Here is a 12,819-nt window from a genome sequence, read left to right as displayed (position 1 = left end):
CCGGGCGCCCGCAAAAGGTTCAGCTTTTCTTCTTGACCGGTCGGACGTAGCCGCTCTTCGCGGTCTGGGTCTTCTCGTTCAACGCGAGCAGGCCGTCGGCCACGTCCTTCCAGATCGTCGTGCCGGCGGCGATCGTCACGCCGCGGCCCACGCGCACCGGCGCGACGAGCTGCGTGTCGGAGCCGACGAACACGTCGTCCTCGATCACGGTGCGGAACTTGTTCGCACCGTCGTAGTTGCAGGTGATCGTGCCCGCGCCGATGTTCACGCGCGCGCCGATGTCGGCGTCGCCGATGTACGTGAGGTGGTTCGCCTTCGAGCCGTGGCCGATCACCGCGTTCTTCACCTCGACGAAGTTGCCGACGTGCGCTTCGTCCGCGAGCCGCGCGCCGGGGCGCAACCGCGCGTACGGGCCGATCACGGTGTGCGCGCCGAGCTCCGCGCCGTCGATGTGCGAGAACGCGTCGATGCGCGTGCCCGCGCCGATCGACGCGTTGCGGATCACGCAGTTCGCGCCGATCGTCACGTTGTCCGCGAGCGTCACGTTGCCCTCGAACACGCAGTTCACGTCGATCGATACGTCGCGGCCGCAGCGCAGCGTGCCGCGCACGTCGACGCGCGCCGGGTCGGCGAGCGTGACGCCGTCGACGAGCAGCGCGTCGGCGATCGTGCGCTGGTGGATGCGTTCGAGCTCGGCGAGCTGCGCCTTGCTGTTCACGCCGAGCGTTTCCCATTCGTCGTCGGGCTGCGCGGTGACGACCTCGAAACCGGCCTCGATCGCGAGTTCGACGACGTCGGTCAGGTAGTACTCGCCCTGCGCGTTCTCGTTCTTCAGCGCGCCGAGCCACATCGACAACTGGGCGGTGGGCGTGACGATGATGCCGGTGTTGATTTCGGCGATCTTCAGCTGTTCGGGCGACGCGTCCTTCTGTTCGACGATGCGCGTGACGAAGCCGGCCGCGTCGCGCACGATGCGGCCGTAACCGGTCGGATCGTCGAGCGTGACGGTCAGAATCCCGTAGCGGCCGTCGCGCGCCGCATCGACGAGGCGCTGCAGCGTGGACGCGCGCGTGAGCGGCACGTCGCCGTACAGCACGAGCGTCGGTTGCGCGGGATCGAGGAGCGGCAGCGCCTGGCGCACCGCATGGCCGGTGCCGAGCTGCTCGGCCTGCACCGCGAACTGGACGTCGGGCGCGGCGACGGCGGCCTGGACCTGCTCGGCGCCGTGACCCACGACGACGACGAGCCGGGACGGCTGCAGCGTGCGCGCGGTGTCGATGACGTGGGAGAGGAGCGGCCTGCCGGCCAGGGGATGAAGCACTTTCGGCAGCGCGGAACGCATGCGCTTGCCGGTGCCTGCCGCCAAAATCACGATATTCATGGCGCCAGCTGTAAGAGGAGTTCGAAGCCGGTCATTTTAGCATGCGGCCCCCGGCGTTCCGGGCCTGTCGCGGCGGGGCGACAGTGCCGGAAAGGGGGCTTGCGGCCCCGATCCGGCAAGCGTTCCGGCCCTGCTTACAGGTCGTCGAACTGGACGATCGAGATCGGTTTCGCGCCGCCCGGCGCCGCGGTGTCGTCGCCCGACGCGCATGGTTCCTCGTCGAATGCGATGTCGCCCTGCGGGTCGGCAACGCCGCTCGCGCGCAGCGACTGGAACGGGTACAGCGTCGTGTCCATCAGGTGCGACGGCACGACTTTCGCGAGCGCGTTGAACATGTTGTCGACGCGGCCCGGGAAGCGCTTGTCCCATTCGCGGATCAGCGCCTTCATTTCGGCGCGCTTCAGGTTCGGCTGGCTGCCGCACAGGTTGCACGGGATGATCGGAAATTCGCGCAGCTCCGCGTATTTCTCGAGATCGGTCTCCTTCACGTACGCGAGCGGCCGGATCACGATGTTCTTGCCGTCGTCCGACTGCAGCTTCGGCGGCATCCCCTTCAGCTTGCCGCCGTAGAACATGTTGAGCAGCAGCGTCTGCACGATGTCGTCGCGGTGATGGCCGAGCGCGATCTTGGTCGCGCCGAGCTCGCCGGCCACGCGGTACAGGATCCCGCGGCGCAGCCGCGAGCACAGCGAGCAGGTGGTCTTGCCCTCGGGCACGAGCCGCTTGACGATGCTGTAGGTGTCCTGGTTCTCGATGTGGAACGGCACGCCGACCTGCTTCAGATATTCCGGCAGCACGTGCTCGGGGAAGCCCGGCTGCTTCTGGTCGAGGTTCACCGCGACGATGTCGAAATCGATCGGCGCGCGCTCGCGCAGGCGCAGCAGCACGTCGAGCATCGCATAGCTGTCCTTGCCGCCGGACAGGCACACCATCACCTTGTCGCCCTGCTCGATCATGTTGAAGTCGCCGATCGCCTGGCCGACCTGGCGCACGATGCGCTTGAACAGCTTGTTGTTCTCGTACGCGTCCTTCTGCTCGCGGCGCGTGAGCGCCGGGCGGCCGGCCGGGGCGGCGGGGGTGTCCGGGGTGGCGGCAGCGGCCGCCGTGTCGTTCATGTGGGGGGCGTTCATGCGCGCTCCTCGTCCTTGATGCGAAAGACTTCGACGCCGACGGCGTCGCAGTCCGGATAAGCGTCCGGTTTCTCGGTACAGACGCGTACCGCGCGCACGGCGTCGTGCGCCAGCAGGTGCGCGGCGATCGCGTCGCACAGCGTTTCCTGCAGGTGGATGTGGCCGCGCGCCACGCATTGCGCGACGCTCTGCTTCATCAGGTCGTAGTCGACGACTTCGTGCAGCCGGTCGTCGACGGGCGTGGACAGCGCGAGCGGCACGAACAGGTCGACGTTGATGACGACGCGCTGCTCGCCGCGCTTCTCGTGTTCGAACGCACCGATGTTGATGTGCACTTCGTAGTCGCGCAGGTAGAGCCTGCGGCAATCCGCGAGGCGGGGGTGCAGGAGAGCGGAAAACATGGTCGTCCCAGTCAAATTGGCGTGCGCACACGCAAAGCGGCGGGCGGCGGCGTCAGGCCGCGCGAGCCGCGCAGTTCATTCATTCGGGCCGGCGGCGGGCGGCACGAGGTGCTCGCCGCCGTCGACGGTCAGCGTCGCGCCCGTGACGCCGGGCGCGCTCGCGAGATAGCAGGCGGCCGCCGCGATGTCGTCCGCGTGCGGCGCGTGGCCGCGCACCAGCGCCGCCACCCGCACCTTCGGCGCGAGCGCGAGCGCCAGCGCCGACGTCGCGCGGTTCAGCGCGGCCTGCATCAGCGCGTGCGACAACTGCGCCGGCGCTGGGTGAAACAGCGCCTGGTCGAGCACGTGGATCGCACAGGCGCGCAGCGCTTCGTGCTCGCGCGCGGCGTCGGGCGTCGCATCGGCGAGCGCGCGGGCCAGCGCGAGCGGCGCCGTCACGTTGCGCGCGAGTGCGCCGGCGAGCGCCGCGCCGTCCACCGTGTGGGCATCGTCGGCGCCCGCGCTGGCGCTCACGAACACCGCGCACGCGGGCCGGCCGAGCGCCGTGCCGCACGCGGCGACGAGCGCGGCGGCGTCGGCTTCCAGGGCCAGATCGGCGTCGAGCACGACCGCGCGGCGGCCGAGCGCCGCGACTTCGGCGACGAGCGCATCGGCGGCCGCGTGCGGCGCGCCGGGGCTGCGCTGCAGCGCGACGTCCCAGCCGCGCCGGGCGAAACCCGTCGCGAGCGCGCGGCCGATCGACGCGGCGTCGGCCGCGCTGCCCAGGGCGCCCGTGACGAGCACCACGCGTTGGGGCGACGTATCGGCTGAAACGGTCATTTACAATGCCGGGATGAACCCGAAAGCTCACGAACCCGCTAGTTTACCTGCTCCCGGCCCCGACGCGCTCGCGCAGTCCGAAACCCTCGCCGCGCAACTGCGCGACGAGATCGCGGCGGCCGGCGGCTGGCTGCCGTTCGATCGCTTCATGGAGCGTGCGCTGTATGCGCCCGGCCTCGGCTATTACAGCGGCGGCGCGCGCAAGTTCGGGCGCCGCGCCGACGACGGCAGCGACTTCGTCACCGCACCGGAGTTGTCGCCGCTGTTCGCGCAAACTTTGGCGCAACCCGTCGCGCAAGCGCTCGCGGCGAGCGGCACGCGTTGCGTGATGGAATTCGGCGCCGGCACGGGCAAGCTCGCGGCCGGGCTGCTCGCGGCGCTCGACGCGCTCGGCGTCGAACTCGACGCGTACCTGATCGTCGACTTGTCCGGCGAGCTGCGCGAACGGCAGCGCGACACGATCGCGGCCGCCGCCCCGGCGCTCGCCGCGAAGGTGCGCTGGCTCGACGCGCTGCCCGAGCGGTTCGACGGCGTCGTGGTCGGCAACGAGGTGCTCGACGCGATGCCGGTGCGGCTGTTCGCGAAGGCGGGCGGCGCGTGGCACGAGCGCGGCGTCGCGCTCGACGCGCGCCACGCGTTCGTGTTCGACGACCGTCCGGCCGCGCCGGCCAGTCTGCCGCCGGTGCTCGCGGGGCTCGACGATGTGCACGACGGCTACGTGACCGAAACGCACGAGGCCGCGCTTGCGTTCACCCGCACCGTGTGCACGATGCTCGGGCGCGGTGCGGTGCTGCTGGTCGACTACGGCTTTCCCGCGCACGAGTACTACCACCCGCAGCGCGACCGCGGCACGCTGATGTGCCACTACCGCCACCACGCGCACGACGATCCGTTCCTGTACCCGGGGCTGCAGGACATCACCGCGCACGTCGAATTCACCGGCATCTACGAAACGGCCGTCGCGACCGGCGCCGACCTGCTCGGCTACACGTCGCAGGCGCGCTTCCTGTTGAACGCGGGCATCACCGACGCGCTGGCCGCGATCGATCCGTCGGACCTCCACGCGTTCCTGCCGGCCGCGAACGCGGTGCAGAAGCTGATCTCGGAAGCCGAGATGGGCGAGTTGTTCAAGGTGATCGCGTTCTCGCGCGGCATCGACGGCACGCTCGACGCGTTCGCGCGCGGCGACCGCTCGCACGCGCTCTGACGGGAGCCGGCATGCTGCGCTGGCTGATGGCGTCGTTCGTCGCGGTGATGATCCTGACGCGCTGCTGGCCGTGGCTCGGCAAGCTCGGCATCGGGCGGATGCCGGGCGACGTCACGCTGACGCTCGGCGGGCGGCGCTACCCGTTCCCGTTCATGTCGACGCTGGTGCTGACGATGCTGGTGTCGATGGTGGCGCGGCTGCTCTGAGCCGCGCCGACGCGCCGGCGCGCATCCGGTGCGGCGCGCGCTACAGCTCGATTTCGCCGAGAATCCGGTGGGCGAGCGCCTTCGCCTCGTCGAACGCTTCTTCCTCGCTGGGGCTCGTCGAGTGGACGTCGTAGCGCGTGTTCTCGGTGTCGTCGCCGTCGTCCCGCGAGAGGATCACGTAACCCTGGAACTGCCCGTTGCCCGCTTGCTGGGTATGCGCCTTGGCCGTGTAGATACCCTTCGTGAACGTGTTGGTGTCCATCGTGCTCTCCTGCAAAAGGACACTTCATCGTAGCACTGCGGCGCAGCATGTACAGCGCGGCGAATCGGTGACCGAACGGGGCCGGTCACCGCCTTTCCGTCATCGTTCGATCAGCGCGACGACCTCGTCGAGCGTCGGCGCGTGCGCGCCCGTATGCCGGCACGCCGCGGCGCCCGCCGCGAGCGCGAACACGAGATGCTCGCGCCACGACCGCTGCGGCGCGGCCATCAGGCTGAACAGCAGGCCGCCGATCGACGCATCGCCCGCGCCGACAGTGTCGGCCACCTCGACGCGCGGCGGGCGGGCTTCATGCACGTCGCCGTCCGCGTAGAGCGTCGCAGCCTGCGCGCCGCGCGTGACGAGCACCGCCGCGCGCGGGTTCAGCGCACGGACCGCGTCGATCGCGTCGGGGCCGTCGCCGCCGAACAGGTGCCGAAGGTCCTCGTCGGACACCTTGATCAGATCGGCCAGCGCGGCCATTTTCTCCAGTGTCGGCCGGTACGCGGCCGTCATCAGGTTGCGCACGTTCGGGTCGAAGCTGATCTTCACGCCGCGCGCGTGCAGCTCGGCCGCGAGCGCGGCCAGCGTGCCGGCGAGCGGTTCGCGCACGAGGCTGATGCAGCCGAAATGCGCCCATTTCACGTGGCCGGTCCAGCCGGCCGGCAGCCGCGCGGGATCGAACGCGAGATCGGCGCTCGCTTCGCCGATGAAGAAATACGCGGGCGGGCGCGTCTCGTGGACGATCGCGAGCAGCGGCGGCCGTGCGACGCGCTGCAGGAAGCGCAGGTCGAGCCCGGCCGCTTCGCTCGTGCGCCACAGCACGTCGGAGAAGCAGTCCTCGCCGATCGAGCCCGCGAGCGCGCTCGGCACGCCGAGCCGCGCGACCGCGCGCGCGACGTTCCAGCCGGCGCCGCCCGGCACCGACGTCCACTGCGCATCGCCCGCGCGCACCATGTCGGTCAGGATGTCGCCCGCCGACACGAAAGCCGGAAACGTGCCGCCGCTCATTGCGTCGGCTCGCTGCGCTGCATACGCGCGAGGGTCGACAGCACGTCGTAGCACGCGCCCATCGTGTGGTAGTCGGTCTTGCCGGCCGGGCTCTTCTCGTCGCTGTACTTGCGGTTGTCGCAGGTAAGGATGCGGTACCACGCGCCGTAGCGGTGATCGACGAAGTGCGCCCAGCTGTAGCGCCAGATTTCGTCGTACCAGTCCCAGAACCGCTCGCTGCCGGTGCGCGCGCCGAGCATCGCGGCGGCCGCGAAGGTTTCCGCCTGCACCCAGAAATACTTGTTGTGGTCGCAGATCGTGAAATCGGGGCCGAAGCCGTAGTACAGCCCGCCGTGATCGGCGTCCCACGCGTGCGCGAGCGCGGCGTCGAACAGCTCGGCCGCGCGCGGCACGAGCCAGTCGAGCGGGCGATGCCGTTCGAGGATCAGCAGCAGCTTCGCCCATTCGGTCTGGTGGCCGGGCTGGAAGCCCCACGGGCGGAAGATGTTCGAGCTGTCTTCCTTGTTGTAGTCCCAGTCGACCGACCAGTCCGCGTGGTAGTGCTCCCACACGAGCCCGCCCGACAGCGCGGCCTGGCGCTGCGTGACGTGGGTCGCGAGCTTTTCCGCGCGATCGAGGTAGGTGAGGTGGCCGGTCGCCTCGTACGCCGCGAGCAGCGCCTCCGTCATGTGCATGTTGGCGTTCTGGCCGCGGTACGACGACACGTTCCAGTTCGGCGTCGCGTCGTCCGCATAGAGGCCCGCAGCAGCATCCCAGAAGCGGTGCTCGGCGAGTTCGTAGGTGGCGGCGATCAGCGGGCGCGCCTCGTCGATGCCGGCCATCGTCGCGTGCGCGGCCGCGAGCAGCACGAACGCGAGCCCGTAGCAGTGGCGCGAGCCGTCGAGCGTCGCGTGCTTCGCACCGTCGCGCCAGTCGAGTTCCCAGTCGTAGCCTTGCAGTTCATCGTCCCAGTGCGCGTCGCGCAGGAAGCGCAGCCCGTGGCGTGCGTAGTCTAGGTGACGCGGGTCGCCGAAATGCCGGTACGCCATCGCGTAGTTGAAGACGAACCTACAGCTGCTGACCAGGTGGCGCGACGTGCGGTTGTAGATGCTGCCGTCGTCGCGGAAGTAGTGATGGAAGCCGCCCGTCGGGTCGAACGCATTCGTTGCGTAGAAGCGCAGCGTGTCCTCGATGTGCGACAGCAGGAACGACGGATCGCGGAAGCTCGCGACGAACGGCGCGGCTTGCGTGTGGGCGGCCGGCGCGGCCGTGCAGGGTTGGACCGGGGGCATGTTCATGATTCGGTGACCGTTGCGGTATCGAGTGCCGGGGAGCCGGCGGGCTGGCTGCTGGCCCGCACGATCAGCTCGACGGGCAGGGAAATCTCGGTGCGCTCGGGCGCTTCCGCGAGCAGCAGCTCGACGCCGCGGCGGCCGAGCGCCTCCTTGTCGACCGCGAGCGTCGTGAGCGGCGGGCTCGCGTGCGCGGCGGCCGGGATGTTGTCGAAGCCGACGATCGCGATGTCGTCGGGAATGCGCAGCCCGCGCGCGGTGCACACGCGCTGCGCGGCGAGCGCGGCCGCGTCGTTGTATGCGAACACGGCTTCCGGGCGCGGGCCCGGCGCGTCGAGCAGCTGCTCCATCGCACGCGCGGCGCCCGTGTCGGGGTCGAGCCCCGCGTCGATCGTTACTTCGTAGGCGGGATCGAACAGCCGCCCGGCCTCGAAGAACGCGCGCCGGTAGCCGATCGCGCGCTGCGCGATGCTGTAGTGCGCGGGCGAGCCGCCGATGAACGCGATCCGCGTGCGGCCGGTGGCGAGCAGATGGCGCATCGCGAGCGCCGCGCCCGTCGCGTTGTCGATGTTGACCGAGCGCAGCCCGGGCGCCCACAGGTCGATCAGCACGAGCGGCCGGCCGGTCGCGGCGAGCGCCTCGATCGTTTCCGGCTCGATGAAGCCGGCCACCGCGATCGCGTCGGGCGCGTGCGGGCGCATCTGGCGCAGCACGTCGTCGTTCGGCCCGACCGTGAGCAGCGTCGGCACGATACCGCGCTCGCGGCACGCGTCCTCGACGCCGTGCAGCACGTGCGAGAAGAACGGGCTGGCCGGAAAGCGGTTGTGCTGGCGGTGCAGCAGGAAGGTGAGCCGGCGGATGCGCGGCCGCAGTTGCGCGGGATCGTAGCCGAGCCGCTGCGCGATCTCGACGATGCGCGCACGCGTGGCTTCGGACAGGCCCGGCTGGTTTTTCAGCGCGCGGGAGACGGTGCCGATCGAGACCTCTGCCGCCCGCGCCACATCGCGAATGGTGGTACCCATCGTTCGGGATCCGGTTTGTTTAGGGTGAAAGTGATTGTATAGTAAAACACATCGCGGAATTCGGGCCGGATAGGCGGGGAATACCCGCAAATTCGGGGTTTTTAAGCGCTAATCTGCGAAAACGCCGTTACTAAAAATACTAAACAAAACGCGAAAAAGGCAAGGTTGGGTTGAGGATGTGTGGCGAAGGTGAAGGTGGGCGGTAAGCGGGCGGGGGCAGCGCGATTGCGCAGCATGTCCGATGGTTTGCGCGGGGCGCGGGGAAGCAGGGAAACCGGGAGTCCGGGAGCGCGAGAGGGCGCGTGCCCGAGAAGCCGAGAAGCCGAGAAGCCCGGGGCACAATGAACGGCCCGGCCCCGTGACGTGCGAAGGCGCACCGCCGCTACAAGGAGCGCCGCCATGTCCGCCCACCGCCCACTGCCCACCGTTCAGCGTATCGCGACGGCCGGCGGTTCGCCGCGATCGCGCAACGCGGCGCGGCCCGCATCGAGATCGACGACCGCGAGCCCGTCCGGCTGCTGCTTCGCGCGCCGCTTCGCGAGCGCGGCAACCGATGCGATTTCGTCGCTGCCGTAGCGCTTGGCGCCGTGCGCGCCGGCCGGCACGCCGACCACGCCGATCGCCATCGTCACGAAGCCGAAGAACGCCGGGTTGCCGTGGCGGTCCTCGCCGCGCAGCCCGCCTGCCTGCCGGTCGGCCTGCGTGTAGAAGAGCCGCGCACCGTCGTTGAAGCGCGCGATCGCGTCGGCGGCGCGTTCGCGCCAGTCGGCGCGCTGGAACAGCACGAGGAAATCGTCGCCGCCGACGTGCCCGAGAAAGTCGCGCTGCGGATCGCACACGCCGGCCAGCACCGTCGCGGCGAACTTCAGCACCTCGTCGCCCTGCCAGTAGCCGTACTGGTCGTTGAACGGCTTGAACTGGTTCAGGTCGACGTAGCACGCATGAAAGCCGGCGTCGCGCTGGAGCAGGCGGTCGATGTGCGCGCTGATCGGGATGTTGCCGGGAAGGAACGTCAGCGGATTCGCGTAGCGTGCGGCCTCGATGCGCATCTCGGTCACCGCGCGCACGAGGCTCTCGCCGGTGCCGAGCCCGACGTAGCGGCCGTGTTCGGTGATCACGAAGCCGTCCGCGAGATAGCGCTGGTCGTGGCTCGCGAGCAGCATCGCGAGCTGCTCGAACGTCGTCGCGTTGTCGATCATCAGCGGCGCGTCGTTCGCGAACTGCAGGCACGGCTTCTTCCCGAATACCTCGCGGTGGTACGGCAGCGCGAAGCGGTCGATGAAGCCGCGGCGATTCACGAGCGCGACGGGCCGCCCGCGTTCGACGAGCGCGACCGCGTGGAGGTCGGGCATCCGGTTGAACAGGTCGAGCACGTCGTTGCTGGTCGCGTCGCGCGGCAGCGCCGGCGCGGGCACGAGCATCTTCGCGGCGATCGTGCCGGCCGGCCGCACGGTGCGCGTCGCGCCCGGAAACACCGCGATGTGCGGCGCGCGGATCGCGTCGCGCGCGGCCGGCGCGACGACTGGCGACGGTTGCGCGTTCGGCCGGCCGAGCAGGAAGCCCTGCACGCAGCAGATGCCCATGTCGCGCACGACGATCAGGTCGCACTCGTTCTCGATACCTTCGGCGATCAGTTGCGCGCCGCTCGCCTGCGCAAAGTGCTGCATCGCCTTCACGGCTTCGAACTTCAGCGGGTCGCGGGCGATGTCGTGGATGAAGAAGCGGTCGATCTTCACGACGTCCGGGTGCAGGCGCAGCCACAGGTTCATGCTCGCGTTCGCGGTGCCGTAGTCGTCGAGCGCGAACTGGATGCCGGCGTCGCGCAGCGACGCGACCGCCGGCCCGATGTGGGCGATGTCCGTCGACGCGTTCTGCTCGGTCAGCTCGATCACGATGCGCTCGGCGCCGACCCGCGCGCGGCCCAGCAGCAGGCGCGCTCGCTCGCGTTCGCGCGCGAGCTGCAGGATCGTGCCCGCGCTGAAATTGAGGAACAGCTTGCCGTCGCAGCCGAGCGCCGCGAACGCGTCGAGGCAGGTGCGTGCGGCGGCCTGTTCGAGCGCGATGGTCTCGCCTTCGCGGGCGGCCTGCGCGAACAGCGCGGCGGGCAGTTCGAGGTCGGTGCCGCGCGGGCCGCGTATCAGGCCTTCGTAGCCGACGACGGTCCCCGACCCGAGATCGACGATCGGCTGGAAGACGGCGGCGAGCGCGCGATCCGCGATCAGGCGCGAGGTGCTGGCGGCAGCGGAGTCGGAGGGAGGCGGGGGCATGGGCGAGGGCGGCCGAATCGACGGGACGACCGACATAACGGCACCGCCGGCGGAGAATTGAATGAAGATTTCGTGACGCGACGGGCGCTGCTGGTGCATCGCGGCGGATATGCGTGGTGGCTCAGCCGGAAGAGCGGTGCGGCGGGAAGGGAAAGCGCGAAGGTAGGAGGCGGAACGGCGGGAAAGCGGGAAAGCGGGAAAGCGGGAAAGCGGGAAGGCGGGAAAGCGGGAAGGCGGGAAAGCGGGAAGGCGGGAAGGCGGGAAGGCGGGAAGGCGGGAAGGCGGGAAGGCGGGAAGGCGGGAAGGCGGGAAGGCGGGAAGGCGGGGAAGCGGGGAAGCGGGGAAGCGGGGAAGCGGGAGGCGGGAGGCGGGAGGCGGTGCTGCGGAAAGGCAGGAGGCAAAACGGCGAACAGCACGACCGCCAGGACAGCGCCACCCGCGGCGGCCGTCCCGGCGCCCGCCGATCGTCAGCGCTTGCCGGCGTTCAACGCGCCGGACGCCCGTGCCGCGTCGCCCTCGTCGTGTTCGCCGCTCATGTCGCGCGCGCCCCAGCGCTGCGCGAGCGCCGCGCACGCCATCAGCTGGATCTGGTGGAACAGCATCAGCGGCAGCACGATCGCGCCGACCGCGTTCGCCGAGAAGATCACCTTCGCCATCGGCACGCCGGCCGCGAGGCTCTTCTTCGATCCGCAGAAGATGATCGTGATCTGGTCGGCGCGGTTGAAGCCGAGCCGCTTGCTGACGAACGCGGTCAGCAACAGCGCGATCGCGAGCAGCACGAGGTTCACCACGAGCAGGCCGCCGAGCGCGCGCGGCGGGATCTGGTGCCACAGGCCCTCGTTGACGGCCTCGCTGAACGCGACGTAGACGACCAGCAGGATCGAGCCCTGGTCGACGAAGCGCAGCACGCCGCGATTGCGGTCGATCCAGCCGCCGATCACGGGCCGCAGCAACTGGCCCGCGATGAACGGCACGAGCAACTGCATCACGATGCTGCCGACGGTGCTCCACGGCGACGCGGCGGCGGCCGACTGCGACGTGATCATCAGCCCGACGAGCGCCGGCGTGACGAAGATTCCGAGCAGGCTCGACGCGGAGGCCGCGCACACGGCGGCCGGCACGTTGCCCTTCGCGATCGACGTGAACGCGATCGACGACTGCACCGTCGACGGCAGCGTGCACAGGAACAGCACGCCCGCATACAGCGTCGGCGTGACGAGCGGCTGCAGCACGGGTTTCAGCGCGAGGCCGAGCAGCGGGAACAGCGCGAACGTGCTGAGCAGCACGACCGCGTGCAGCCGCCAGTGGGTCGCGCCCGCGACGACGGCTTCGCGCGACAGCTTCGCGCCGTGCAGGAAGAACAGCAGGCCGACGGCGATGTTGGTCGCCCAGTTGAACGCGTGGGCGGCCGGGCCGCGGCAGGGGAGGAAGCTCGCGAGCACGACGGTGCCGACGAGCGCGAGCGTGAAATTGTCGGGAAGAAAACGGGGACGGGCCATCGGGAACTCGATTCGAAAACGACGGAGGCGCGCGTCGCGCGCGCGGATGGCGCCATTGTCCCGGTTGGCGATTCACTACACAAATTCATTGTGTGAATCGATTGATGAATCGGTGGCATGAAAAAACGGCCACGACATCGGCCCCGGTACGCGCAAATCGGCAGAAGAATGTTCCGTCCGGGGCGGGCGTCGAAGTGAAAAAACCTAGCAGTAACATGGTGTTACACCGATGCCGGCGACATAACACTTTTTGGCTCGACACGCTTTCGGCCCGCTCATAAATTACTGCTGAAAGCCTTGGGTCGGCCGAAAGGAGCCGGCGGCGGGCGTGGACAGGCACTGAACG

At 69.7% G+C, this 12,819-nt stretch carries 12 protein-coding genes; 2 read left to right on the top strand and 10 right to left on the bottom strand.

Annotated features, from left to right (window positions below; genetic code table 11):
• Positions 1–19: 19 nt before the first annotated feature.
• The 4 genes from glmU to WJ16_RS15130 all read right to left on the bottom strand — a co-directional run bounded on the left by glmU (position 20) and on the right by WJ16_RS15130 (position 3,731).
• Positions 20–1,381, bottom strand: a complete 1,362-nt coding sequence (glmU, locus tag WJ16_RS15145; protein WP_069257745.1) for a bifunctional UDP-N-acetylglucosamine diphosphorylase/glucosamine-1-phosphate N-acetyltransferase GlmU — start codon at positions 1,379–1,381, stop codon at positions 20–22.
• A 134-nt stretch (positions 1,382–1,515) separates the two neighbouring features.
• Entirely contained in the window at positions 1,516–2,511 is a 996-nt protein-coding gene (gene ttcA, locus WJ16_RS15140) for a tRNA 2-thiocytidine(32) synthetase TtcA (protein WP_069257744.1), read from the bottom strand.
• A complete protein-coding gene (locus WJ16_RS15135; protein WP_059521150.1) occupies positions 2,508–2,912 on the bottom strand; it encodes a dihydroneopterin aldolase in 405 nt (134 codons plus the stop codon). The genes ttcA and WJ16_RS15135 overlap by 4 nt, the downstream gene beginning before the upstream one ends.
• A gap of 75 nt (positions 2,913–2,987) precedes the next feature.
• Positions 2,988–3,731, bottom strand: coding sequence for an SDR family oxidoreductase (locus tag WJ16_RS15130; RefSeq protein ID WP_069257743.1), 744 nt, complete (start codon positions 3,729–3,731; stop codon positions 2,988–2,990).
• Between the two features lie 13 nt (positions 3,732–3,744).
• Here WJ16_RS15130 and WJ16_RS15125 point away from each other — a divergent pair, with 13 nt between their 5' ends.
• Both WJ16_RS15125 and WJ16_RS15120 read left to right on the top strand, forming a co-directional pair.
• Positions 3,745–4,938, top strand: a complete 1,194-nt coding sequence (locus WJ16_RS15125; RefSeq protein ID WP_069257742.1) for a class I SAM-dependent methyltransferase — start codon at positions 3,745–3,747, stop codon at positions 4,936–4,938.
• Positions 4,939–4,949: 11 nt separating this feature from the next.
• On the top strand, positions 4,950–5,144 hold the full coding sequence (locus WJ16_RS15120) for a DUF2905 domain-containing protein (RefSeq protein WP_006484654.1): 195 nt from the start codon (positions 4,950–4,952) through the stop codon (positions 5,142–5,144).
• Between the two features lie 40 nt (positions 5,145–5,184).
• Here WJ16_RS15120 and WJ16_RS15115 read toward each other — a convergent pair whose 3' ends face one another.
• The 6 genes from WJ16_RS15115 to WJ16_RS15090 form a co-directional block, all read right to left on the bottom strand.
• Positions 5,185–5,406 carry a hypothetical protein gene (locus WJ16_RS15115; protein ID WP_069257741.1) on the bottom strand — a complete coding sequence of 74 codons (222 nt, stop codon included), beginning with the start codon at positions 5,404–5,406 and terminating at the stop codon, positions 5,185–5,187.
• Positions 5,407–5,505: 99 nt separating this feature from the next.
• A complete protein-coding gene (locus WJ16_RS15110) occupies positions 5,506–6,414 on the bottom strand; it encodes a carbohydrate kinase family protein (protein WP_069257740.1) in 909 nt (302 codons plus the stop codon).
• Positions 6,411–7,691, bottom strand: coding sequence for an AGE family epimerase/isomerase (locus tag WJ16_RS15105; protein WP_069257739.1), 1,281 nt, complete (start codon positions 7,689–7,691; stop codon positions 6,411–6,413). Before WJ16_RS15105 ends, WJ16_RS15110 begins: the two co-directional genes overlap by 4 nt.
• Entirely contained in the window at positions 7,688–8,707 is a 1,020-nt protein-coding gene (locus tag WJ16_RS15100; RefSeq protein ID WP_039355370.1) for a LacI family DNA-binding transcriptional regulator, read from the bottom strand. Before WJ16_RS15100 ends, WJ16_RS15105 begins: the two co-directional genes overlap by 4 nt.
• Before the next feature lie 428 nt (positions 8,708–9,135).
• Complete coding sequence (locus WJ16_RS15095) at positions 9,136–10,974, bottom strand: EAL domain-containing protein (protein ID WP_069258086.1); 1,839 nt, start codon at positions 10,972–10,974, stop codon at positions 9,136–9,138.
• A 467-nt stretch (positions 10,975–11,441) separates the two neighbouring features.
• A complete protein-coding gene (locus WJ16_RS15090; protein ID WP_069257738.1) occupies positions 11,442–12,473 on the bottom strand; it encodes a bile acid:sodium symporter family protein in 1,032 nt (343 codons plus the stop codon).
• Between the last annotated feature and the right edge of the window lie 346 nt (positions 12,474–12,819).

It is taken from the genome of Burkholderia metallica (assembly GCF_001718555.1).
GTDB classification, from domain to species: Bacteria; Pseudomonadota; Gammaproteobacteria; order Burkholderiales; family Burkholderiaceae; genus Burkholderia; species Burkholderia metallica.
This window is presented reverse-complemented; position numbering and strand designations above follow the sequence as displayed.

Excerpts from the sequence above, each read along its gene's own strand:
- glmU (WP_069257745.1), bottom strand. The coding sequence starts at position 1,381 with ATGAATATCGTGATTTTGGCGGCAGGCACCGGCAAGCGCATGCGTTCC.
- ttcA (WP_069257744.1), bottom strand. The coding sequence starts at position 2,511 with ATGAACGCCCCCCACATGAACGACACGGCGGCCGCTGCCGCCACCCCG.
- WJ16_RS15135 (WP_059521150.1), bottom strand. The coding sequence starts at position 2,912 with ATGTTTTCCGCTCTCCTGCACCCCCGCCTCGCGGATTGCCGCAGGCTC.
- WJ16_RS15130 (WP_069257743.1), bottom strand. The coding sequence starts at position 3,731 with ATGACCGTTTCAGCCGATACGTCGCCCCAACGCGTGGTGCTCGTCACG.
- WJ16_RS15125 (WP_069257742.1), top strand. The coding sequence starts at position 3,745 with ATGAACCCGAAAGCTCACGAACCCGCTAGTTTACCTGCTCCCGGCCCC.
- WJ16_RS15120 (WP_006484654.1), top strand. The coding sequence starts at position 4,950 with ATGCTGCGCTGGCTGATGGCGTCGTTCGTCGCGGTGATGATCCTGACG.
- WJ16_RS15115 (WP_069257741.1), bottom strand. The coding sequence starts at position 5,406 with ATGGACACCAACACGTTCACGAAGGGTATCTACACGGCCAAGGCGCAT.
- WJ16_RS15110 (WP_069257740.1), bottom strand. The coding sequence starts at position 6,414 with ATGAGCGGCGGCACGTTTCCGGCTTTCGTGTCGGCGGGCGACATCCTG.
- WJ16_RS15105 (WP_069257739.1), bottom strand. The coding sequence starts at position 7,691 with ATGAACATGCCCCCGGTCCAACCCTGCACGGCCGCGCCGGCCGCCCAC.
- WJ16_RS15100 (WP_039355370.1), bottom strand. The coding sequence starts at position 8,707 with ATGGGTACCACCATTCGCGATGTGGCGCGGGCGGCAGAGGTCTCGATC.
- WJ16_RS15095 (WP_069258086.1), bottom strand. The coding sequence starts at position 10,974 with ATGCCCCCGCCTCCCTCCGACTCCGCTGCCGCCAGCACCTCGCGCCTG.
- WJ16_RS15090 (WP_069257738.1), bottom strand. The coding sequence starts at position 12,473 with ATGGCCCGTCCCCGTTTTCTTCCCGACAATTTCACGCTCGCGCTCGTC.